This window comes from Limnohabitans sp. DM1 (assembly GCF_001269385.1).
Lineage (GTDB): Bacteria > Pseudomonadota > Gammaproteobacteria > Burkholderiales > Burkholderiaceae_C > Limnohabitans_A.
Map to the genome: position 1 here is coordinate 1 of NZ_CXOO01000015.1, position 22,953 is coordinate 22,953.

The 22,953-nt window shown below is 57.8% G+C and carries 21 protein-coding genes; 7 read left to right on the forward strand and 14 right to left on the reverse strand.

The features are described 5' to 3' along the window. Positions 1-444: transposase (locus AMM33_RS06170; protein ID WP_194945270.1), on the forward strand; the 444-nt coding region annotated here is incomplete at its 5' end. Here AMM33_RS06170 and AMM33_RS06175 read toward each other — a convergent pair. Continuing rightward, on the reverse strand, positions 423-848 hold the full coding sequence (locus AMM33_RS06175; RefSeq protein WP_228767980.1) for a PAAR domain-containing protein: 426 nt from the start codon (positions 846-848) through the stop codon (positions 423-425). The genes AMM33_RS06170 and AMM33_RS06175 overlap by 22 nt on opposite strands. Positions 849-1,030: 182 nt before the next feature. On the opposite strand from AMM33_RS06175, the gene AMM33_RS06180 reads away from it, so the two are divergent. Next, positions 1,031-2,263, forward strand: coding sequence for an MFS transporter (locus AMM33_RS06180; protein ID WP_090139591.1), 1,233 nt, complete (start codon positions 1,031-1,033; stop codon positions 2,261-2,263). Between the two features lie 31 nt (positions 2,264-2,294). Here the strand turns inward: AMM33_RS06180 and AMM33_RS06185 are convergent, their stop codons facing one another. The 5 genes from AMM33_RS06185 to AMM33_RS06205 all read right to left on the reverse strand — a co-directional run bounded on the left by AMM33_RS06185 (position 2,295) and on the right by AMM33_RS06205 (position 7,596). Further along, on the reverse strand, positions 2,295-3,233 hold the full coding sequence (locus tag AMM33_RS06185; protein WP_090139593.1) for a 1-phosphofructokinase family hexose kinase: 939 nt from the start codon (positions 3,231-3,233) through the stop codon (positions 2,295-2,297). Positions 3,234-3,462: 229 nt separating this feature from the next. Then, complete coding sequence (locus tag AMM33_RS06190; protein WP_090139596.1) at positions 3,463-4,542, reverse strand: ABC transporter ATP-binding protein; 1,080 nt, start codon at positions 4,540-4,542, stop codon at positions 3,463-3,465. Positions 4,543-4,545: 3 nt separating this feature from the next. Further along, entirely contained in the window at positions 4,546-5,400 is an 855-nt protein-coding gene (locus AMM33_RS06195; protein ID WP_090139598.1) for a carbohydrate ABC transporter permease, read from the reverse strand. Continuing rightward, positions 5,397-6,275, reverse strand: a complete 879-nt coding sequence (locus tag AMM33_RS06200) for a carbohydrate ABC transporter permease (RefSeq protein ID WP_090139600.1) — start codon at positions 6,273-6,275, stop codon at positions 5,397-5,399. Before AMM33_RS06200 ends, AMM33_RS06195 begins: the two co-directional genes overlap by 4 nt. Before the next feature lie 106 nt (positions 6,276-6,381). Then, positions 6,382-7,596, reverse strand: coding sequence for an ABC transporter substrate-binding protein (locus tag AMM33_RS06205; RefSeq protein ID WP_090139881.1), 1,215 nt, complete (start codon positions 7,594-7,596; stop codon positions 6,382-6,384). A 221-nt stretch (positions 7,597-7,817) separates the two neighbouring features. Here AMM33_RS06205 and AMM33_RS06210 point away from each other — a divergent pair, with 221 nt between their 5' ends. The 3 genes from AMM33_RS06210 to AMM33_RS06220 all read left to right on the forward strand — a co-directional run bounded on the left by AMM33_RS06210 (position 7,818) and on the right by AMM33_RS06220 (position 11,228). Continuing rightward, positions 7,818-8,489 (forward strand): response regulator transcription factor, encoded by a 672-nt coding sequence (locus AMM33_RS06210; protein ID WP_090139603.1) that lies wholly within the window; start codon positions 7,818-7,820, stop codon positions 8,487-8,489. A gap of 141 nt (positions 8,490-8,630) precedes the next feature. After that, positions 8,631-10,157, forward strand: coding sequence for a sensor histidine kinase (locus tag AMM33_RS06215; RefSeq protein WP_090139604.1), 1,527 nt, complete (start codon positions 8,631-8,633; stop codon positions 10,155-10,157). Between the two features lie 81 nt (positions 10,158-10,238). Continuing rightward, positions 10,239-11,228 (forward strand): glucokinase, encoded by a 990-nt coding sequence (locus AMM33_RS06220; RefSeq protein ID WP_090139606.1) that lies wholly within the window; start codon positions 10,239-10,241, stop codon positions 11,226-11,228. 243 nt (positions 11,229-11,471) lie between these two features. On the opposite strand, the gene AMM33_RS06225 is transcribed toward AMM33_RS06220, so the two are convergent. Next, positions 11,472-12,494: a serine/threonine protein kinase gene (locus tag AMM33_RS06225; protein WP_090139608.1), complete on the reverse strand. Its 1,023-nt coding sequence runs from the start codon at positions 12,492-12,494 to the stop codon at positions 11,472-11,474. Positions 12,495-12,630: 136 nt separating this feature from the next. Here AMM33_RS06225 and AMM33_RS06230 point away from each other — a divergent pair, with 136 nt between their 5' ends. Next, complete coding sequence (locus AMM33_RS06230; protein ID WP_090139883.1) at positions 12,631-13,059, forward strand: potassium channel family protein; 429 nt, start codon at positions 12,631-12,633, stop codon at positions 13,057-13,059. Here the strand turns inward: AMM33_RS06230 and AMM33_RS06235 are convergent. Next, positions 13,053-13,859, reverse strand: a complete 807-nt coding sequence (locus tag AMM33_RS06235) for a crotonase/enoyl-CoA hydratase family protein (RefSeq protein ID WP_090139610.1) — start codon at positions 13,857-13,859, stop codon at positions 13,053-13,055. The two genes, AMM33_RS06230 and AMM33_RS06235, sit on opposite strands and share 7 nt — an antisense overlap. A 397-nt stretch (positions 13,860-14,256) precedes the next feature. After that, on the reverse strand, positions 14,257-15,279 hold the full coding sequence (locus AMM33_RS06240) for a porin (RefSeq protein ID WP_194945271.1): 1,023 nt from the start codon (positions 15,277-15,279) through the stop codon (positions 14,257-14,259). Between the two features lie 361 nt (positions 15,280-15,640). On the opposite strand from AMM33_RS06240, the gene AMM33_RS06245 reads away from it, so the two are divergent. Next, positions 15,641-16,573 carry a LysR substrate-binding domain-containing protein gene (locus AMM33_RS06245; RefSeq protein WP_090139613.1) on the forward strand — a complete coding sequence of 311 codons (933 nt, stop codon included), beginning with the start codon at positions 15,641-15,643 and terminating at the stop codon, positions 16,571-16,573. Here AMM33_RS06245 and AMM33_RS06250 read toward each other — a convergent pair. The 5 genes from AMM33_RS06250 to AMM33_RS06270 form a co-directional block, all read right to left on the reverse strand. Beyond that, positions 16,554-18,161, reverse strand: coding sequence for an ABC transporter ATP-binding protein (locus AMM33_RS06250; protein WP_090139615.1), 1,608 nt, complete (start codon positions 18,159-18,161; stop codon positions 16,554-16,556). The genes AMM33_RS06245 and AMM33_RS06250 overlap by 20 nt on opposite strands. A gap of 3 nt (positions 18,162-18,164) precedes the next feature. Further along, complete coding sequence (locus AMM33_RS06255) at positions 18,165-18,959, reverse strand: ABC transporter permease (RefSeq protein ID WP_228767981.1); 795 nt, start codon at positions 18,957-18,959, stop codon at positions 18,165-18,167. 60 nt (positions 18,960-19,019) lie between these two features. After that, complete coding sequence (locus tag AMM33_RS06260; protein WP_090139618.1) at positions 19,020-19,967, reverse strand: ABC transporter permease; 948 nt, start codon at positions 19,965-19,967, stop codon at positions 19,020-19,022. A 25-nt stretch (positions 19,968-19,992) separates the two neighbouring features. After that, positions 19,993-21,585, reverse strand: a complete 1,593-nt coding sequence (locus AMM33_RS06265) for an ABC transporter substrate-binding protein (RefSeq protein WP_090139620.1) — start codon at positions 21,583-21,585, stop codon at positions 19,993-19,995. A 168-nt stretch (positions 21,586-21,753) separates the two neighbouring features. Further along, positions 21,754-22,944, reverse strand: coding sequence for a mandelate racemase/muconate lactonizing enzyme family protein (locus AMM33_RS06270; protein ID WP_090139622.1), 1,191 nt, complete (start codon positions 22,942-22,944; stop codon positions 21,754-21,756). Positions 22,945-22,953 lie beyond the last annotated feature (9 nt).

Below are 22,953 nucleotides of genomic sequence, written 5' to 3' on the forward strand. Positions count from 1 at the left end.
ATGCGCTGGACTTTGCTCAAAGACACAGCCAAGCTCAAACCGGAGGCGGCAGCTGAACTGGATGCGTTGATGGCCAAGATGACCGTCAAACGCACGGCCAGGGCGTGGTCCTACAAAGAGCAGTTGCGTGAGATCCTTGATCGAAAGCAGATCAACGTTGTGCGAACCATGCTGGATCACTGGTGCACATGCGTGATGCGCTCCAAGGTCGAACCGATGAAGGACGTTGCCAAGATGATCCGCGCTCATATGGAAGGCATCGTGGCCTGGGCGCAGACACGCCAGACCAACGGATTCCTCGAAGCCATCAACGGTTTGTTCCAGGCATCCAAGCGTCGTGCGCGTGGGTTTACGCGAATCACAACGATCAAGACTGTCATCTTCTTGATCGCCGGGAGACTCGACTTCCACGCTATCAATCCTCATGCTGGGCAACCCACTTGAAATTCATCAGAGCCTCTTTGACCCACAATTGGATTTCCCGTCACTTCATCTATCAAGTGAAATTGTTGGTCAAAATCAAACAAGACATCTGGATACGGTAGAACCCCATGAGACTCCACCAGATCATCATTGGTCGTGGTTTGCCCTACGTTTGCAATCAGCTTTGGGCGTTCTGAGCAACCGCAGATGACAAGATCAGCCTCTTGAGCAACCTCCCCCATGAAGTTCACACGCCTTGGCCCACCTGCTTTAGCTATGGACCCAACGCTCTTGCACGCAGGGCAATAGACAGGCCCTCCAATAAGCGCTGCCTTGTGCCCTCCAATTGAAAAAGTTGAATTAGCATTTGGCAAGATCATGCCGTTTGTAGTGGTTCTATCACCCACAACAACGATCTTTCGCATAACCATGGCATCTCCCTGCCTTCCTCTTAAATTACTTCTTAAATATTACTTTCAATTTAAAGAAATTACAGACTCACTCGCTAAAAAAAATCGACTCAATGTCCGTATCCGTCAAAAGCAAACCCCACCAGCCAGTAACCCAAAAGACAAGCCCACCCCCGCCCATCGGCTAAATTGCCAGAATGAACACCCTCCCCGCCGACCCCGCCCTCATCGATTCCCGCCAAGCCGCCTGGCGCTTGCTCGTCACGCTGGGGCTGGTGGTGCTGGGCAACAGCAGCATGTACATCGTCTCGGTCGTGCTGCCGCAGGTGCAGGCCGAGTTTGGTGTGGGCCGGGCCGATGCGTCGCTGCCTTACACGCTGATGATGATCAGTCTGGGTCTGGGCGGTTTGCTCACCGGGCGCATGGCCGACCGGCATGGGCTGATGCCGGTGCTGTGGGTGGGTGCGCTGGCGGTGTGCGGCGGTTTTGTGTGGGCGGGCATGTCGGGCAGCATCTGGGCTTTTGGCCTGGCGCATGCGCTGATGGGTTTTGTGGGCAGTTCGTCCACCTTTGCGCCTTTGATGGCCGACACGGCCTTGTGGTGGAACCGCCGCCGGGGCATTGCGGTGGCCATTTGCGCCAGTGGCAATTACATCGCGGGCACGATCTGGCCGCCGCTGGTGCAGCATGGCGTGGAGACCATCGGCTGGCGCCAGACCTACATCCTGCTGGGCATCTTTTGCGGGGTGGGCATGTTTTTGCTGGCCCTGCGCATGCGCCAACGCCCGCCGCTGGTGACGCTGGCGCCAGCCAACGCCGCTGCGCCGGTGCTGGACCGCAGCCGCCCCTTTGGCCTCAAGCCTGCGCATGCACAAGGCTTGCTGTGCATGGCGGGTGTGGCGTGTTGCGTGGCCATGTCCATGCCGCAGGTGCACATCGTGGCCTATTGCACCGACCTGGGATTTGGCGCGGCACGCGGTGCAGAAATGCTGTCGCTCATGCTGGCCAGCGGCATCGTCAGCCGCCTGGTGTTTGGCGTGATCAGTGACCGCATTGGCGGCATCCGCACTTTGTTGCTGGGCTCCATGTTGCAGGGCGTGGCGCTGCTGATGTTTTTGCCCTTTGATGGCATGGTGCCGCTGTACATCGTCTCAGCCATGTTCGGGCTGTTTCAGGGCGGTATCGTGCCGGCCTACGCGATCATCATCCGCGAACACTTTGACCCCAAAGAAGCCGGTGCCCGGGTGGGCGCTGTCATCATGGCCACTTTGTTGGGCATGGCTTTGGGGGGCTGGATGTCGGGCTGGGTGTTTGACCTGACGGGCAGTTACCACGCGGCGTTTTTGAATGGCATTGCGTGGAACTTGCTCAACCTGTGCATCGCCAGCTGGTTGTTCTGGCGGGTGCGGCAGAACGCCCTGACCCGCTGAACGCGTTCATCGTGGGTGCAGCGGCAACCGTTCAGCAGGTCTCGATGTGGACTTGCTCGCGCAGGCGGGCCATGTCTTGTGGCTGGCACAGTGCAGTGCCGGACGACATCACCGTGGCGGCACCTGCAGCCATCGCCGTGGTCAGTGCCTGACGCAAGTCACCCTGCTGATCGAGCGCCCATACCAGCGCGGCCAGAAAACTGTCGCCAGCGCCCACACTGCTGCGCAGCGGCACCGACAGTGCGGCAGCATGCAGACATTGGTCTGCCGTGACCAGCATCGCGCCCTGGCTGCCCAAGGACAAGGCTACGATTTGGGCCTGCCCGCATTCGATGAGCCGACGCGCAGCCTGCCGCTGCTGGTCAGGCGTCGTCAAATCTTCTTGCGACAGTTGCGCCAACTCACGCAAGCTGGGCTTGACCAGCCACACCCCTTGCGCCAAAGCTGAGGCCAACGCCGCCCCGGAACTGTCCACCACCATGCGTGCGCCCACGTCTTTGGCCACACGCGCAATCTGCGCATGGCCATCGGCCGGCACCCCCAATGGCAAGCTGCCACTGGCCACCACCCAAGCAGCGCTTGCGGACAGGCGCCGCAGACATGCCAGTCCGTCGGCCCATTCGGCTCCGCCGAGCGTTGGGCCTGGCAGTACAAAGCGGTATTCACGGCCGCTTTCACGCTCATGCACGTTCCAGCTCTCGCGGGTCTCACCCGCGATCGTCCAGCGCTGATCGGGCACGCCTTCGGCATTGAGCAAACCATGCAAACGCTCACCCGTGGCCCCCCCTGCGGGATAGAGCGCCTGCACCTGCGCACCCAGCCGGTGCAGCACCCGCGCCACATTGATACCGCCACCGCCCGGATGCACCTGCGGCGCATCACAACGCAGCTTGTGCGCGTCCACCAGTTTGTCCACCGAGGTGGACACATCCAATGCGGGGTTGGGCGTGATGGTGACAAAACGTGGCATGGGGTGATCGGTGAGGCGTGTTCAAACGGCCAACAAAAGCGATGCGTGGTGGATGATACGGCGCACACGCCCGGCAGACGTGAAGCACGTCACACGCTTGCAACGGCCAAATGACAAGATCGGGAATGACGACGTCGGGCCTTGAGGGAGAACATCATGAAAGATCGTCACACACACCTGCCTTCGGCGCCCCCAACAGGTCAGCCCCAAAACAGGTGTCCGATCCAAGTCAGCCGACTCGGACCCCAGTCCCCCGGTCAAACAAATGCGATTGATCAGCCTGCCATTGCAGGTGCACAACTTCACCCACATGGGCTTGCAAGACACCCGGCACGCGGGCTGTGAGCTTGCCTGCTGGCGTGTCCACCGTGGCGTAGGTTTCGGGACCGGTGGGCTCGATCATGCTGAGCGTGCCGGGCAAACCTGTGCTCGCAAAGCTGATGCTCTCGGGTCGCAGGCCGTACACCAGTTCGGCACTGCCGTGCGCTTGCACCGCAGCGCGTTGCGTGTCGGTGATCGCCAGTTCCACGCCGTGGGCCGTGAGCGCTTGCCCGGTGCCTGTCATGACACCTTGAACATCCACCATGTTCATGGCGGGTGAGCCGATGAACTCGGCCACAAAGCGGTTGGCCGGGCGGTTGTAAATCTCGCCCGGTGTGCCGAACTGTTGCACCAGACCGTCTTTCATCACCGCAATTCGGTCGCCCAGCGTCATGGCTTCGACCTGGTCGTGCGTCACATACACCGTGGTGGTTTTCGTGCGCTGGTGCAGCAGTTTGATTTCGGCGCGCATTTCCACGCGCAGTTTGGCGTCCAGGTTGGATAGAGGTTCGTCAAACAAAAACAGCTTGGGGTCACGCGCCAAAGCCCGGCCCATGGCCACGCGCTGGCGTTGACCGCCCGAGAGTTGCCCGGGCTTGCGGTCCAGCAGGTGGCCAATTTGCAGCATGGCCGACACACGGTCCACCGCGGCTTTGCGCTCGGCCTTGGGCACCTTGCGAATCTCCAGGCCAAAGGCGATGTTTTGCGCCACCGTCATGTTGGGGTAGAGCGCGTAGCTCTGGAACACCATGGCGATGTCGCGGTCCTTGCTGGGCAGGTGGGTCACCTCGCGCTCGCCGATGTGGATGCTGCCGCTGGTGGGGTGGTCCAGGCCCGCGATCATCGACAGCAGCGTCGATTTGCCGCAGCCGGAAGGCCCAACCAGGATCAAAAATTCACCGGCTTCGATTTCCAGATCGATGCCTTTGAGGATGTGGACCGTTTCGTTGTAGGTCTTGTGGATGTTGCGAATGGCCAGTGCGCCCATGATTTACCCCTTGACGGCGCCAGCCGTCAGGCCGCGCACAAAATATTTTCCCGCCACCACGTACACCAACAGGGTGGGCAATGCCGCGATCAACGCAGCCGCCATGTCCACGTTGTATTCCTTGACGGCGCTCGATGTGTTGGCCAGATTGTTCAGGCCCACGGTGATCGGCTTGCTGTCGGCACCCGAGAACACCACGCCGTACAAAAAGTCGTTCCAGATGTTGGTGAATTGCCAAATCAACGTGACCACCAAAATGGGCAGCGACAGCGGCAGCACGATGCGGCGGAAAATCAACCAAAAGCCCGCGCCATCGAGCTGCGCGGCTTTGATCAACTCGTCCGGCAGGCCGATGTAGTAGTTGCGAAAAAACAGCGTGGTGGACGGGATGCCCGCTACGACGTGAACCAACATCAAACCCCACACCGAGCTGGCCAAGCCCAGCCAACCCAGCACTTGGCTCATGGGCAGCAGCACCACCTGCATGGGCATGAACACGCCAAACAGCATGAAGGCGAACAGGGTCTCGCTGCCGCGAAACTTCCATTTGCTGAGGACATAGCCGTTGAGCGAGCCAATCAAGGTGGACAGCAGCACCGCAGGCACCACCAACAACACCGAATTCCAGAAAAAGGGCTTCAAGCCCTCGCACTGCACGCCAGTACAGGCGCTGCCCCAGGCTTTGAACCACGCGTCCAATGTGGGCGCAGTGGGCAAGCTCAGCAGGTTGCCAGTGCGCAGCTGCTCAGCATCTTTGAGCGAGGTGGTCAGCATCACATAGAGCGGCACCAGAAACCAGGCCGCAAACAGCAGCAGCATGGACCACAAAATCAGGCGATGAAAATTCAGGCGGCTCATCGTTTGCTCCGCAATTCAGAATACAAATAGGGCACCACAATCGCCGCCACAGTGGCCAGCATCACTGTGGCGCTGGCCGCGCCCACACCAATTTGCCCGCGTGTGAAGGCGGTGGCATACATGAAGGTGGCGGGCAAATCGGTCGCATAGCCGGGGCCACCCGCAGTGAGCGCCATCACCAGGTCAAAACTCTTGATGGCCAAGTGCGAGACCACCAGCAAGGTGCTGAAAAACACCGGACCCAAGCTGGGCAAAATGATGCGCCAATAAATCGTGGGCAAGCTGGCACCGTCGACTTGCGCGGCCTTGATGATCGAGTCGTCAATGCCGCGCAGCGCCGCCAAAAACAGCGCCATCACAAAACCCGCGCTTTGCCATACACCCGCAATCACCACGCAATAAATGGCCATGTCTTGCTGCACCAGCCAATCAAAGCTGAAGCTGGTGAATCCCCAGCTGTGCATCAGGTGCTCCAGACCGAGGCCGGGATTCAAAATCCATTTCCAGGCGGTACCGGTGACAATAAAAGAGATCGCCATGGGGTACAAATAAATGGTGCGCAAGACGCCTTCGCCGCGTACTTTTTGGTCGAGCAAAATGGCCAGCAACACACCCAAGGCCATAGCGCCGCCAATGAACAAAATCCCAAACACGGCCATGTTGCTCATGGCCACCTGAAAGCGGTCGCTTTCCATCAGGGCGGCATAGTGCTGCAGGCCCACAAATTCGTAATTGGGCAGCAAGCGAGAGGCCGACACAGACAAGTAGCCGTTCCAGGCCATCAAGCCGTAGATGAACAACAGCGACACCACAAAGCTGGGTGCAATGACGAGCTTGGGCAGCCACGAGGCTTGCTGGAGGGTTGATTTAGACATAGGCGATCCAAGGACAGGCCGACGTGGGCTGCGAGCTTTTGACCCGCAACCCCGTGGCTCAACAGACAACAGACCGCCGCGATCAGCGGCGGGCCTGCTCAAAAAATCACTTGACCTTGGCGGCCAAAGCGATTTTGGTTTGCGCGTCTTTGCTGCTCATCTTGTCGTCGTTCCAGAACTGGCTGACCGCGTCCTGGATCGCGCCTGAAGTGGCCGAGCCGATGGCCATGCCGTGCGCCACTGAGGGCACCAGGCCACCGCTCTTGGCTGTGGACACGAAGTCGTTGGAGCTGAGCTTGGCGCAGTCGTCAAACTTGGCCAGGTTCATGTTCAGGCGCACCGGGATGGAGCCCTTGTTCAGGTTGAAAACTTCCTGAAAGTCGCTCGACATGATGGCCGAGGCCAGGTCTTTTTGGGCCTTGGTGTTGGCGTCGTTTTTCAGCTTGAACATGGCAAACGAGTCCACGTTGAAAGTGAAGGACTTGGCGGTGCCAGGGGCTGCGGCGCAAGTGAAGTCGGCACCAGGCTTTTTGCCAGCGGCCACAAACTCGCCCTTGGCCCAGTCACCCATCAGCTGCATGCCCGCTTCGCCCTTGATGACCATGGCGGTGGCCAGGTTCCAGTCGCGGCCAGGGGCGTTTTTGTCGGTGTAGGTCTTGACCTTTTTGAAGGTGTCGAGCACCTTGGTCATGGTGGTGCCGGTCAAGGTAGCCTGGTCCAGTTGCACCAAGGCTTTTTTGTAGAAGTCGGCACCGCCCACGCCCAAAGCCACGCTTTCAAAGGTGGTGAAGTCTTGCCAGTTTTGACCACCGTGCGCGACAGGGATGATGCCGGCTTTCTTCAAGGCTTCGGCCGCGACAAAGAACTCGTCCCAGTTGGTGGGCACTTTGGCACCGGCTTTTTTGAACGCGGCATTGCTGGCCCACAGCCAGTTCACGCGGTGCACGTTCACGGGGGCAGCAATGTAGTTGCCTTTATATTTCATGACGTTGGCGACCACGGGAGGCAGCAAGCTGTCCCACTTCTCGGCCTTGGCCACATCGTCGATGTTGGCCAACACGCCTTCCGCCGCCCACTCTTGCAGCGCAGGGCCTTTGATCTGCGCTGCAGCAGGGGCATTGCCCGAGACCACGCGCGACTTGAGCACCGTCATGGCGTTATCACCGCCGCCGCCAGCCACCGCGAAGTCTTTCCAGGTGTGGCCTTTGCCTTGCAATGTGGCTTTCAGCGCGGCGGCTGATTTGGCTTCGCCACCACTGGTCCAAAAGTGCAAAACCTCAATTTCACCGGCATGTGCCGACAAAGTCAGGCCAGCCGCCATGGCCAACACGCTGTACTGGAACAATTTCTTAGATTTCAAGAGAGTCTCCTGGTTGGGGCCCGGTGGCCCAAGGTTGATGTGTGAGGTGGCCCACATGCCTGAAAATTTCCTCGACAGGCGAATGTTAATGTTTCGTTAATTTATTAACACTAGGTTAAACCCTAGTCAGGACTCCTGCCCAGGACTCGCCCGAGGCACAACAATCCATTAAGCTTGCCGCCATGAAACTGCTGCTTGCTGAAGACGATGCCATGCTGGCCGATGCCCTGCAAACCCAACTGGGCGGGGCGGGTTTTGAGGTGGAACACGCGCCCAACGGGGCCGTGGCCGACTATTTGCTGCAAAAGCAACACTTTGACATCGCGGTGCTCGACATCGGCATGCCCATGATGGATGGCTTGGCAGTGCTGCAACATGTGCGGCAAACCCTGCCCACTTTGCCCGTGCTGCTGCTGACCGCCCGCGACGCCCTGGACGACCGCGTGGCGGGCTTGCAGGCCGGGGCCGACGATTACGTGACCAAGCCGTTTGACTTTCCTGAATTGCTGGCCCGTTTGCAGGCCTTGTTGCGGCGCAGTCAGCCTGCCAGCGCATCAGCGCTGTTTGGCCGCTTGAGCCTGGACCCCAGCTCACGCCGCGCGCTGGTCGGCGGCGAGCCCCTGGATCTGAGTGGCCGTGAGTGGATCTTGCTGGAGCTCCTGGTGCAGCAACGCGACAAAGTCGTCACCAAAGAACAGATCATCCAGACTTGGAGTGCTGAGGGTGGCGAGGTCGGTGGGGGCAACACGATCGAGGTCTACATCCACCGCCTGCGGCGCAAGCTGGAAGACGCCGGCTTGGTCATCCGCACCGTTCGCGGCTTGGGCTATCTGATGGAAGCCACAGCCCCATGACGCCTGCCGGTGGATCGCCCGCACTGGATGGCCATGCTTCGCTCGCCATGACGCCTTGCGTCACTGCGAGGAACGAAGTGATGTGGCAGTCCAGCGTCGCCAATCCTTCGCCTCAATGATCCCTTGCGCATTAAGGCACGCATGGCATCACCCTCGTCACCCACCTCTTACACGCCAGCTCAGGCCGGGGTTTCGCTCGCCCGGCAATTGCTGCTGTGGGTGCTGCTGCCGCAATTGGTGCTGTGGATGGCCGGGGGTGTGGCCACCTACAAATTCGCGGCAGGCTATGCCAATCAGGCCATTGACGCCAGCTTGCTGCAAGCCAGCCGCTCGCTGGCCAGACAGCTCAAACCCATTGGCAATGGCCTGCTGATCGATTTTCCGCGTGCGGCGCAAGATGTGCTCGAAGCCGATCCCGCCGATCGTCAGTTGTACATGGTCAGCTCGCCTCCGGGGCAGTTCATTTTGGGCAACCAAGCTTTGCCGCCCCCTCCGGCGCATGACAGCGAACACCCTCCCGCCCTGAACACGCCCTATTTTTACGACGGCGCCATGCCCGTCAATGGTCGTGCGTCCTTGAACACCCCCCCCGGTCAGCCGCTGCGCCTGGTGGCGCTGTATCTGCGCTTTGGCGAAGAAAGCGGCGCGCCGCAAACCATGCTGGTGCAAGTGGCGCGCAGCAGCGCCAACCGCGAAGAGCTGGCGCAACGCATCCTGGTGGACATGCTGCTGCCCATGTCCAGCCTGGTGTTGTTGATGACGGTGATCGTGTGGCTGGGCATCCGTGCCGGCCTGTCTCCTTTGGCGCGCCTTCGCCAACAGGTCGAAGGCCGTGCCCCCACCGACCTCGCGCCCTTGCAGCTGGCCTCGGCACCGCGCGAGTTGTGGTCACTGGCCACCGCTCTGAACACCTTGCTGGCCGCTGTACAAAACAACGTGAGCACCCAAAAACGCTTCATTGGCGACGCGGCGCACCAGCTGCGCACGCCGCTAGCGGGCCTCAAAAGCCAGACCGAAATTGCCCTGCAATCGGCCACCGACCCCGATCTGCGCGCACGTTTGCAGCGGGTTCATGAGAGCGCCACACGCAGTGCTCACTTGGTCAATCAGCTGCTGACTTTGGCGCGCGCTGAGCCCGAATCGGTCATGGCGCATGACCGCCAGCGTTTTGACCTGCAACGCATGGCGCAGGCCGTCACTGCCGAATGGGTGCCCCGCGCCTTGCGTTTGCACATTGACTTGGGGCTGGAGCAGGACGCAGACGTTGGCACTCCAGCCGCGAACGACAGCCCCGTTTGGATTGAGGCCAACGAATTGTTGATGCGTGAAGCGCTGAGCAATCTCATCGACAACGCCCTGCACTATGCGGGCAGAGGTAGCCAGGTGACGGTGCGCGTGCTGCCCGCACCCCTTACGCCGAAGATGGCCCGGCTCGAAGTCATTGACAACGGTCCGGGCATTGAAAAGGGCGACCACAAACGCGTCTTCGAGCGCTTTGTGCGTGGCACCGACGCGGGCGACGGCTGCGGGCTGGGCTTGGCCATTGTGAAAGAAATCGTCCAGCGCCACGCGGGGCATGTGGAATTGATCAACGTGCAGCCCCAGGGTCTGTGCGTGCGCATAGAACTGCCGCTGGCAGAACCCACACTGCACCGCCTGCCAGCGTGAAACTCGGAACACGTTGGTAACTTTATAGCCCGAATACGCACGCTTGCGCTGATACGCTTGACACCGAAACACCTGATCACCATGAACGCTCTGCACACCCTCACCACCGTCCCAAGCCTGCTGGGCGACATCGGCGGCACCAACGCCCGCTTTGCCCTGATTCATGGTGACGGCTCGCCCATCACGCACGAAGTCACTTTGCCCACCGGCCAATTTCCCGACCTGGCCGCAGCGGCCCAGGCGTATCTGCAGCAAGTCGGGCAGCCCCGTGTGCAGCAAGCCTGCATCGCCATTGCCAATCCCATCGACGGCGATGTGCTGAAGATGACCAACAACCACTGGCAATTCTCGATTGACGCCACGCGCCAGCAATTGGGCCTGAACAGCCTGCTCATGCTCAACGACTGGGAAGCCATGGCCATGGCCGCCCCGGCTCTGCAAGGCACCGACCTGGAACAAATCGGCGCAGGTGAGCCCGTGCCCGATGCGCCCAAAGGCCTGATCGGTCCTGGCACGGGCCTGGGCGTGTCCTCTCTGGTGCGTTCGCGCCGGGGGGACTGGGTGCCGATTGCCGGTGAAGGCGGTCATGTAAGCCTTGCGCCCACCTGCGCACGCGATGCCGACATCCTGCGCATTCTGTGGCGCAGTTACGCCCATGTGTCGGCCGAGCGAGCCATCTCGGGCATGGGGTTGGAAAATTTGTACCGCGCCATTTGCGCGCTCAACGGCACAGAAGCCGCCCCCCTGGTGGCAGCGCAAGTGACCGAACGCGCCCTGGCGGCCCAGGATGTGGCCTGCGAAGAAGCCCTCGAATGCATGTGCCGCCTGCTGGGCAACGCGGCCGCCAACTTGGCCCTGACGCTGGGCGCAAGGGGCGGCATCTACATCGGCGGCGGCGTCATTGGCCGTTTGGGCGACTACTTTGCGCGATCAGGATTCCGTGCCGCCTTTGAAGCCAAGGGCCGCTTTGAAAGCTACATGGTGCGTATCCCGACTTATGTGATCCGCGCCGAACAACCCGCCCTGATCGGCTGTGCCATGGGTTTGGGTGTAAAGCCAGGCCGACGCTAAACCTATCGGTCGATCTTGCTTATAGATTCGTCCCGATGAAGTCTGAGCCGTGTGTTGCCCGTTGGGAGGATTTTTGGGGAGCTTGCCCTGCAAGCGAAAAGCCTGTGGTCCACAAGCGTCTGATCGCCAGCAGGGCTAGCTCCCACAAGGTGCAAGATTGAAGTCACCCTCAAACTTCACAGGGCCGGATCAATAGGTCGGCGGTCGAAGACCCCGACATGGCGTGCATGATCGGCCAATGTCTCACACCACCAGCGCGGCTTGTTGCATCTGCTCGACTTGCTCTTGCAGCATGAGCACTTGGCCGCGCCAATAATCGGGTGTACCAAACCAGGGAAAGTTGACCGGAAAAATCGGGTCTTGCCAGCGTCGCGCCAGCCAGGCGCTGTAATGGATCAGGCGCAAGGTGCGCAGCGGCTCGATCAATTTCAGCTCGGCGCGGTCAAAGTCGCGCACTTGTTCATAGCCATCGAGCAAGGCCGACAGCTGCTGAGTGCGCTGACCACGGTCGCCCGACAGCAGCATCCACAGGTCTTGCACGGCTGGACCCATGCGGGCGTCATCCAGGTCCACAAAGTGCGGGCCGCCGCCGGGCAGCTCGGTGGGTGTCCACAAAATATTGCCCGGGTGGCAGTCGCCGTGCAGGCGTAGCAGGCGACGTTCCGACGCACCCTCCGCCATTTTTTCTTGCACCAAAGCCAGCGCTGCGGCAAAGGCTTCGCGCCATTCGCGCTCGACTTCCAGCGGAATCATTTGGTGCGTTTGCAGCCAAGCAGCGGGCTCCAGCGCAAAGGTCTGCACATCGAGCGTGGGGCGGTGCACAAAGGGCTTGGCCGCGCCCACGGTGTGGATACGGGCCAGAAAACGGCCGATCCATTCGAGCACTTCAAAATCGTCCAGCTCCGGCGTGCGGCCTCCGCGCAAGGGGCTGACCGAAAAATCGAAGCCCGCACTTTGGTGCAGGGTCTGGCCGTTGAGCACCAGGGGTGGCACCACAGGGACTTCGGCCGCCAGCAGTTCGGCGGCAAAGTCGTGTTCTTCCTGAATCTGTGCCCGGCTCCAGCGGCCGGGTCGGTAAAACTTGAGGACCACGGCCGCGCTGCCCTGCACGGGTTCGTCCAGGTGCGCACGGTACACGCGGTTTTCGTAAGAGCTGAGCGCCAGCAAACGCCCGTCGGGCCACAGGCCCAGATCGGTCAGGGCGTCCATCACCCGGTCAGGGGTGAGTTCGGAATAAGGGTGGCGTGCATCATTCGTATCGGTCATGAACAGATTGTGACCGAGCCCTTCATGGGTCTGTGGCGAAGCCTGTAGCGGAACTGTTGGTACCTACGGGATTAGGGGTAGATCGGCGGCTTCAGCCCCGACATGGGTCGGTGCATGGATGGTGGAAAATGGGCGCATGTCTTCACACCAACGCCGCCTTCGCCGGATGATCCATCAGGGCCTGGTTTACTCACTGTTGCTGGCTGTGACCATTTTGGGTCTGGGTGGCGTGGGTTTCTGGTTGATTGATCCCCAAATTCACAGCTTGTCGGACGGTCTGTGGCTGGCCTTCACCACCGCCGCCACCGTCGGCTTTGGTGATCTGGTGCCGTCCACGCACGCCTCACGCCTGTTTTCTGTCGTGGTGGTGCTCTTGGGCCTGGCGGTGCTGTCGCTGGTCACGGCATCCTTGTCGGCCATCTTCATGGAAAATGAAGTCGAAGCCGAAGACCGGCAAATCGAAAAAGACCTGATGCGCGAGATCAGGCACTTGCGCCAGGAAGTCGCCGAGTTGCGACGCGACATCGCCCCCCCCAGCCGGCCCCTGCCGCCTGTGGATCACTGACCCGTGAATCGGGCAGCGCGCTTTTCAACAAACGAGCGTACGCCTTCCGCAGCATCATCACTGTTGGACAGCGTTTTTTGCACCGGGATGAAGTCATGCATGGCTACCAGCGGCCCATGCTCCACGGACTTGAGCACGTTTTGCCGCGTGGCCACCACGGCCAGCGGTGCTTGCGCGGCGATCATGTCGGCAATGCGCATGGCTTCGGTCAGCACCTCAGACGCAGGTACCACCTTTTGTACAAAGTTCAGTCGCAGGGCTTCGGCGCTGTCAAAAACATCGGCCGTGAGCAAATGCAAAAGCGCATTACCCGTGCCCGCCCGCTCGGCCATGCGCAGCGTAGCGCCCCCCGTGGCCATGATGCCGCGCTGTACCTCCAGCTGAGAAAACCGGCAGTCATCGGCCGCGACCACGATGTCGGCGGCCAGCATGAGTTCAATGCCCAGCGTATAGGTGATGCCTTGCACTGCCACCACCATGGGTTTGACGCGTCGGCGGTAGCCCTCCATACCCAGGTTGAGAGGGTCTACCAAGCCCAGCGGCACCGACTTTTCACCGCGTTGCATGAGCGGCGCAATGGTGGGCAAGTCCAGCCCGGCCGTGAAATGGTCACCCGCCGCACACAGCACGCCCACGCGCAGGGCGGGGTCGTCGTCCAGGCGGGTGTAGGCCTCGCCCAGTTCACGGAACATCTTGGGCGTGAAGCCGTTGCGCTTGGCGGGGCGGTTGATGCAAATCTGAAGGACCGCGCCGTGCACGGTGCAGTCGATCTGGCCTTCGGGGTGGGGAGTGGTGTTCATGGCCACATATTAGGCGCAGCACCTGGAACGTAGATTCACCGAAGTGACAAATGAAAGACCGCACAGCCCGGACACTGGCCACGCGCCCAAGGTCTGCATGACCGGCCAAGCTGGCGTGAAAAGAGTCAGGTATCCACTGTTGAATTCACAGCCCTGGCGGAGCAAAGCGACCACCACACAATTCAGGGGGGAGTTTGCGTGGGCAAAGGCGGTGAATTGGGTACCTGGGTCCCAAATCCGCATAGTCGTGGCTGTGAATGATCTGGAAAACAACTCACCTGAAGAAAACTATGGTGAACTTGCGACCTGAAAAAACATGGCGAATACAAGGCCCGAACTACGGACATTGGATTCGCCATGATCCAAGAGCTAACTCTTGGATGAAACGACTGACCGATTAAAAACTGTAGTTGATGCCAACACCAATGGCCTTGGTCGCATCAAGTGTCTTGAATGATTTGTGGCCAGCACTCACGTACACATTGGTTTGGTTATCAATGAAGTATTGGGCGCCTACACCCAGCATCTTTGTGGATTGCGAGTCATCGACCTGGCCCACACTGGCCATGAAACGGTATTTACCCATGCCGTAACTCACGCCACCCGTTTTGGCCGTGTTGGTCGAAACAGAAGTGCCGCTGTAAGAAGTACGGTCGATCGCACCCATCAACTCAAGCTTGCCAATGGTGTACTTGCCACCCAAAAATGTGTCCTTGTCGCCACTGGTGTTTTTGCTGTTACCCAACATCAGGGAAATAGGACCCTTGTTGTAGGTCACAGCAGCACCCAAATTGCTCCCCGTTCCTGACCCTTCAACTTTGGGACTCTTTTCAAAAGACCCACTCACATGGAGCTTGAAACCGTTGAGGTCCGGCGAATCATAAAAAATGCCGTTGTTGAGTCGACCGTACTCCGCAGCAGGCTTGCCAGTGGCCTTGCTGGTATTGCTGGTGCGGTCCGTGGTGTAGTTCCAGGACCAAAGATGCCAGGCGGTAGACGCAATGGAGTCATAGTAGTAGAAGGGGTCATAAGCCCAGTTGTTGTTGCCCATCACATCCAGGGCCCGACCCAACTTGATGCTGCCAAGCTTGTCGTTTTTCAGACCCACCGTGGCTTCACCATGGAAAAAAGGTTTTTTGGTATCGCCTGGATCATTGGGTTCACCAGTGGACGGATCCAGGCGGACACTCAGCTTGAAGTTGGCTTTGTTGCCATTGCCAAGATCGCGTTCTCCTGAAACAGCCACGTTGCTTCTGGAGATGGGGCCCACGTTGTTGCTGCCATCGAAGTCACGAAAAACGCCCAGATCCAGCGTGCCAGAAAACTTGTAGCTGTTGGCATTGGTTTCAGCGGCAAAGCTCAGGTTCGATGCACACAAAGCCACCAAAGGCAAGGCGCGGAAAACAGTTGATTTTTTCATAAGTCTTTCTTTCATCTTTTGCCGATCCGGATTGATCTGCAACCAAGCAGTCCCACACTGCTTTGAATAAATCTTATGTTCCGAGTTGCTGGTATGCAATCCGTTCAATTTGAGTATTTGCATTGTTGGTTTCCCCCAATTTCCTCCGACTTGGATGTCTCGCAATGCAGAAAATCATCATCAACATTCATCGACTTCTAGACGATCAAAGTTCAATTGTTTTAGCAGCGAAGAAGCATAATCATTCAAGCAAATTCCAGTGACTTCTCTGCTTCATTCAAACACGTTGCACGCTGTCCAATCAAGGAATTCGTTGAACATGCATTGATTGTCAGTTTTGTTCATTCATCTTGAAGCCCCCATGAAAAGACTCCCCCCCCTCAACGCGCTGAGGGCATTTGCAACCGCAGCACAAACAGGCAGCTTCACCAAAGCTGGCGAGCTGTTGCATGTCACGCAAGGCGCCATCAGTCGACAGGTGAAAATGCTCGAACAACATTTGGATACACGCCTGTTTGAAAGGGCGCATCAATCGGTCAGCTTGACGCCTGCTGGTCAAGCGCTGTCAGACGCACTGCTGAACGCTTTTGGACACATAGAAGAAGCCGTGGAAAAAGCGCGCCAAACGCCCGCAAGGCAAATGCTGAACATCAATGCGCCGCCTACATTTGCCACGCGGTGGTTAGCGCCCCGATTGTCAGACTTCAGGAGCCAATACCCGTTCATCGATTTGTCTATCACCACAGACAGGATTCAAACGCTCAAAAGCGCGCGCCAACACGATTGCCTGGTGTTCTTTGACCAAGCGCCTTGGCCGGATCTCGCGTGCCAGAGGCTGATGCAGGAACACCACATCATGGCCTGCAGCCCATCACTGTGGCACGGCAACCAACCGCCGAAGCTGGTCAAAGCAACCCTGTTGCACATCTTGGATGGTGACAAACGCTTACCGGTTTGGGAGCAATGGGATCTCCACTTCGGCTTGAGTGGCGTGGATACACAGGGGGGACTGCATTTCAGTACTTTGGATCAAGCCATCAATGCCTCCATTGCCGGGGCAGGCATTTTGGTGGTTGACCAGACCATGATCATCCAGGAGCTTCAGTCGGGTCTTCTCAAACGATTTGATGACCGGGAACTCATGGGACCACAAGCTTATTGGTTTGCAGAGATCACCCAAAATAGCCAGCAAAAAGAACTGGTCACAACATTTCGGACCTGGTTGATGAAACAACTCTCCTTGTCCGATACGCGTGCGATGGAACTGGATGAACTCAGCTTGTCACCCGATTAGCCAACACCTTGTCCAGCCAATCGGTTCGCATTTCTGGCACCGATGAAATCAATGACTGGGTGTAAGGATGGAAGGGTGGCGAAAAAACCGTTTGGGTGGGACCTTCCACCACCAACTCACCTTTGAGCATGACAGCCGTGTTGTGCGCAATGCGCCGAACAACCCCCAAGTCGTGCGTGATGAAGAGATAAGCCAGTCCCATGTCGTCTTGCAATTTTTTGAGAAGCTTCAAAATTTCATCTGCGACCAAGGGGTCCAGCGCCGAAGTAGGTTCATCACAAATGATCACATCGGGCTTGGCTGCCAAGGCCCTGGCAATGCACACGCGCTGCTTCTGACCACCTGACAGCGCACTGGTCAACCGATGGGCATAGTCTTTGGGCAAGCCCACTTGTGTCAACAATTCTTGCACCCTGCGCCGAACTTCATCGCCCTTCAAGCCAAAATAAAATTCGAGCGGCCTGCCAATGGTGTCACCCACGGTATGCCGAGGATTGAGGGCGACGTCGGGCAATTGAAAAATCAATTGCAAGCGACGCAACTGCTCTTTGGTTCGTTTGGCATACGAGGGCGCCAGCGACTCACCACTGAGTTGGATGTCTCCGCTTCTGCGGGTCAACAAGCCGGCAACCAATCTTGCCAAAGAGCTTTTACCCGAACCGGACTCACCCACAACGGCCATGGTTTGACCGCGTCGAATTCGAATGGAGACATCACGAACAATCACGGCATCTCCATAGGCCCCGACTGCATGTGTCACGGTCAACACGTCTTCGGCTGCATCGTCCAGCGTATTGGAGGACATTTTCTCGGATGCACTGCGCTCCGCCACCAAGGCAGCGGTGTAGGCTTGTTGGGGTTGGTGAAGTATTTGTTCGGTCGAGCCCAATTCAACTTGTTGACCCTGTCTCAACACCATGATGCGATCCGCAATTTGCGCAACCACCGCCAAGTCATGCGTGATGTACAAGGCAGCCATGTTGTGCTCACGAATGAGTTTCTTGAGCAAGGCCAGCACTTCAATTTGTGTGGTCACATCCAGCGCGGTGGTTGGCTCATCCAGAACCAAGACATCCGGACGGCAAGACATGGCCATGGCCGCCATGGCCCTTTGAAGTTGACCGCCTGAAACCTGGTGTGGGTATCGTTCACCAAAATTTTCCGGGTCGGGCAAATCCAGCGCCTTGAACAACTCAATCGCCCATTGCCTCGCTTCCTGACGGCTCATGAGCTTGTGCTGCAGGGGCATTTCACACACTTGATCCATCAATGTGTGGGCGGGGTTGAACGATGCAGCAGCGCTTTGTGCGATGTAGGCGATCTTGACACCCCGAACCCCTCTGCGCTGATCGGCATCGAGATCTCTGATGGAGCGGCCTTCAACCAGCACCTGTCCACTGTGGATGTGGCAGCCCCCTCTGGCATACACCATGGAAGCCAAACCAATCGTGGATTTACCAGCGCCGCTCTCTCCAATCAGGCCAAGCACCTCACCACGTCGAAGGGTCAATGAAATGCCGTCGACAAGGACTTGACCGGCAATGCTTTCAATCCTCAAGTCCTTGATTTCCAGATAGTTATCGCTCATGGTTCACAACTCCGCCGACGCACCAGATGGGCGCGAATTGATTGAAAGCACCCAGTCCACGACAAGGTTGATACCGATGGTCATCAAGGCAATGGCCAAGGCTGGCCACATGGGTGCCATCAGACCAAAAGAGATGGCTTGAGCGTTGTCCCGCACCATGCCGCCCCAGTCCGCCAGGGGTGGCTGAATGCCCAAACCCAGAAAACTCAGGCCAGCGACAAACAAAAAGTTAAAACAAAAACGCAAACCGAATTCTGCAATCATGGGGGGGGCCGCGTTGGGCAATACCTCACGCCGGATGATCCACCACAGGCCCTCACCCCGCAATCGCGCCACTTCCACGAACTCGGTGACCGAAATATTCATCGCCACTGCTCTGGCCAATCTGAAAACGCGCGTGGCATCGAGGATGGCAATGGTGAGGATCAAAACGGGAATGGACGAGCCGAAAACAGACAGGATGATCAGCGCAAAGATGAGGAGTGGAATGCTCAGCATCACATCCACAATTCTTGACAAAGTCAGATCAATCCACTTGCCACCCACAGCCGCCAGAAAACCCGTCACAGTGCCGAACACAAAAGACAAAAGTGTCGTTGCCAGCGCCACGGCCACCGTCATTCTGGCTCCATAGATCAAACGTGAAAAAATATCCCGACCGATGTTGTCTGTGCCCAGCCAGTGTTGTGCGGAGGGTGGATCCCACGTACCGGCCAAGGTTTCAGATTCGCCATAGGGTGCAAGCCAAGGGGCAAATATGGCCAAGCTCAGGAAAATGAAAATGATGGAAAGGCCCATCTTTGCAGAGGGGGTCGGAGTTTGTCCAAATAAGCGCATTTTTTAGTTCTTTGAATGGATTTATCGTGGCTTGCGCAACCGGGGATTGACCAAGATCGCCAGCACATCGGCCAAGGTGTTGAGCACCACAAATGCACCAGCAAAAATAAGACCACACGCCTGAACAACTGGCAGATCGCGTTTAGACACTGCATCCACCATCAGTTGCCCAATGCCTGGGTACACAAAAACCACTTCAATGACCACCACACCAACAATCAAATAAGCCAAATTGAGTGCGACCACGGCAATGATCGGTGCCGCAGCATTGGGCAGTGCATGGCGAATCACGATGCGTGACCGTGTCAAACCCTTGAGAAAGGCCATCTCTATGTAGGGTTGGGACATGATGGACAAAACCGATGCCCGGGTCATGCGCAACATGTGCGCAGTCACCAACAGTGTCAAGGTGATGGCCGGCAAGGCTGTGACATACAGACGCTCGCCCAAGGCCATGTCCGGAAACACCGTCGCCAGTGAAGGCAGCCAATCGAGTTGCACGGAAAACACCATGATCAACAGGTAGGCAATGAAGAACTCGGGCACCGAGATGGTCATCAATGACAAGACATTGGACGCACGGTCGACCGACTTTCCTTCATTGATCGCAGACACAATCCCCAAGCCAACGGCCAAAGGAATGGCAATCAATGCTGCAAAACACGCCAGGAACAAGGTGTTCAGAAAACGTGGCGCAATTTCTTCCAAAATGGGTCTTTGGTTGGTCATGGACACACCCAGATCACCACTGAGTGCTCCTGTTAGCCAGTTCATGTACCGCGTTGTCGCCGGCAGGTCCAAGCCCAATTCCTTGCGGAATACCGCCAGTGTTTCGGCGGTGGCACCTTGCCCCAGTACTGCACTGGCGACATCGCCAGGCAGTACTTCGGTTGCGGCAAAGATAAGCATGCTCACAGCCAACAAAGTCAACACACCCAATAACAGTCGGCTGAATACGATTCTCAACATGTCTTACCTTTTATCAAGCCAAGAATCAGGCAAACCATCCGGTTTCTGCGATCCGGTCATCCGCGAGGTCGTAACGGGGGTGAGGATCGTTGCCCATGACGTTTTTGGCATAGCCATCCAAATAGTCACTGATGGCAAAACAAACCATGCCGCCGTCGTCTGCAACGATCTCTTGCGCGCGGGCATACATCTCACTGCGCTTGGCTTCGTTCAGTTCAACACGTGCTTCCAGAATCAGTTTGTCAAACTCGGCGTTTTTCCATTTGGTGTCATTCCACTCAGCATCTGATTTGAAGGTGGTCGACAAGGCCACGTCTGCCGTTGGGCGACTTCCCCAGTAGGCGGCGCAGAAGGGCTGCTTGAGCCACACATCACTCCAGTAACCATCGGCGGCTACCTTTTTGACTTTCAGCTGAATGCCTGCTTTTTTCAGTGACTCCTGGTAGATCGATGCGCAATCGACAGCGGAACCCCAGGCCCCCTCAGAGGTGAGCAATTCGAGATCCGAAGCCGCGACACCGGAACGCTTGAAGTGGAATGCGGCTTTGTCCGGGTCATAAGCACGCTGGGCCATCTTCTTGTTATAGAAAGGATTGTTGGCATCCAAGGTGTGGTCGTTGCCCACGGATGCAAAACCATTGAACACCGTGTCAATGATCTTTTTGCGATCAATACCGAACTTCAACGCGGTTCTCAGGTCCTTGTTGTTGTAAGGTGCCGCCGTGACATGAGAGACGAAACAGTAGCGGTTGCCAGAGCCTTTGGTCCGAACAATGTTGAGCTTCGGATTTTTGGCCAGCAAATTCACGGTCCTGGCATCCAGGCGGTTGGCTGCATCGATTTTTCCGGATTGGAGTGCAGCTGTACGGGCCGCCTTGTCATTGATGTACAAAATTTCCACGGCATCGAAATTGCCACGGCCTGGCTTCCAGTAGCTGCCTTTGTTCTTGAACGTGATGCGGACACCTGGCTCGAATTTCTCGAGCGTGAAAGCACCTGTACCGTCTGGTTTCGTCCAATCTGTCCAGCCATTGGAAGTCACCACCAAATGGTAATCCGACAAGACGGATGGGAAGTCGGCATTACCGCTCTCCAGCGTGAACTGCACTTGCGTCGGTGACAGCTTCTTCATTTCCTTGATTTGCTTGAGCAAACCTTTGGCGGGCGATTTCGTATCACCCATGTGCAACGACAAGGAATACAGGATGTCATCGGCATCGAGCGTCTTGCCCGATGTGAACTTGATGCCTTTGCGCACATTGAACACCCACTCGGTCGCACCAGGCTTGGTGGACCAGCTCTCCAACAATTCACCTTTGGCTTTGCCATCATTACCAATTTCAATAAAGCCATTCATCAACGTCAATGACGCTGCAATCATGATGGAGTCTGCATAAGTGCGAGGATCGAGAGAATCGCTGGCACTTCCACCCTCCATGCCCACACGAAGGGTTCCGCCTTTTTTAGGGGTTTTCTTTGTTTGTGCAGCTGCCTCGCCGGCCAACAACAAACCACCGAGCGAAGAGCCAACACCCAGCGCGCTGGCACGGGAGACGAATTCCCGACGCGACAATTTCCCATTGGCTACAAGAGCGTTCAGTTGTTCCATATCGTTCATGATGTGAATCTTTCGTAAATTGATTTGACAGAGCCGTTTAACAACTCGGCGCTTAGGTTATCTCTGACTTCCTGGACATGAATCATCGGAAACCCGTGATGCAATCCGAGTATTTGCCCCCATGTAGTACTCGCAATGCATCACAACATTTTTCAGCGATGACAAGACTCAAGGCAGGATCGGGTGGTGTGTCATGTCCAAGTGCAGTGCTGTGCCGGTGTAGGGGTGCTTCAAGGCCACCTCTTCGTTGAGTTCCACACCCAAACCGGGTTCGGTCGGCGGGATGATATAGCCGTCTTGCCACTGGATCGGTTTCTTCAAAATCTCGGAATGGAAACCTGTCCAATCCAAGATACTTTCTTGGATCAGGAAGTTCGGGCTGCAGGTGGCCAGCTGGATGTTGGCCGCGCCCACCACCGGTCCGCAATACAGGTGCGGCGCGATTTGCACGTGGTAGGCCTCGGCCATGGAAGCGATTTTTTTCGCTTCCAAAATGCCACCGACGCGGCCCAGGTTCATTTGCAAAATCGCGGCAGCCCCTTCTTCGAGCAAACGCACAAAGTCGTATTTCGTGGCCAAGCGTTCGCCAGTGGCGATCGGGATGCTCGTGCCACGGGCGACCTTGGCCATCTCGCGGGGGTTGTCCGGGGGCATCGGCTCTTCGAACCACAGCGGGTCGTAAGGCTCCAACCGGCGCGCCAGGCGCAGTGCACCTGCCGCCGTCATCTGGCCGTGCGTGCCGAACAAGAGGTCGGCCTTGGTGCCCACGGCTTCGCGCAACATCCGCACGAAGGTTTCGGACCGTTCCAACTCGGTGAGTGAGAGCTGGCGGCCGTCATAAGCGGAGTACGGGCCAGCCGGGTCGAACTTGAGCGCGGTGAAGCCCATGGCGAGGTATTCGGCGGCGCGCTCGGCGGCCAAGAACGGGTCGGCGTAGACGTCGGTCTTGTCGCCGGGCTTGGGGTAAATGTAGGTGTAGCTGCGCAGCTTCTCGTGCACTTGGCCGCCCAACAATTTATAGACCGGTTTGTTCACGTCTTTGCCCACGATGTCCCAGCAGGCCATTTCGATGCCGCTCAAGATGCCCATCATCGACAGATCGGGGTGCTGGGTGAAACCGCTCGAATACACGCTGCGCCAAATGCGCTCGATGTTGTAGGGCTCTTGTCCGATCACGCAGCGCTCGACCACGTCTTTGATCATTTTTTCCACCACGTGCGGGTGGAAAGGCAAGCTGTACACCTCGCCCAAGCCTTCAATGCCGGCGTCGGTGATGAGTTTCAAAAAAACAAAATAGCGGCCACCAAACCCCGGGGGGGGGTTGCCGACCACAAAGGTTTTGACGTCGATGATTTTCATGAGGTTCTC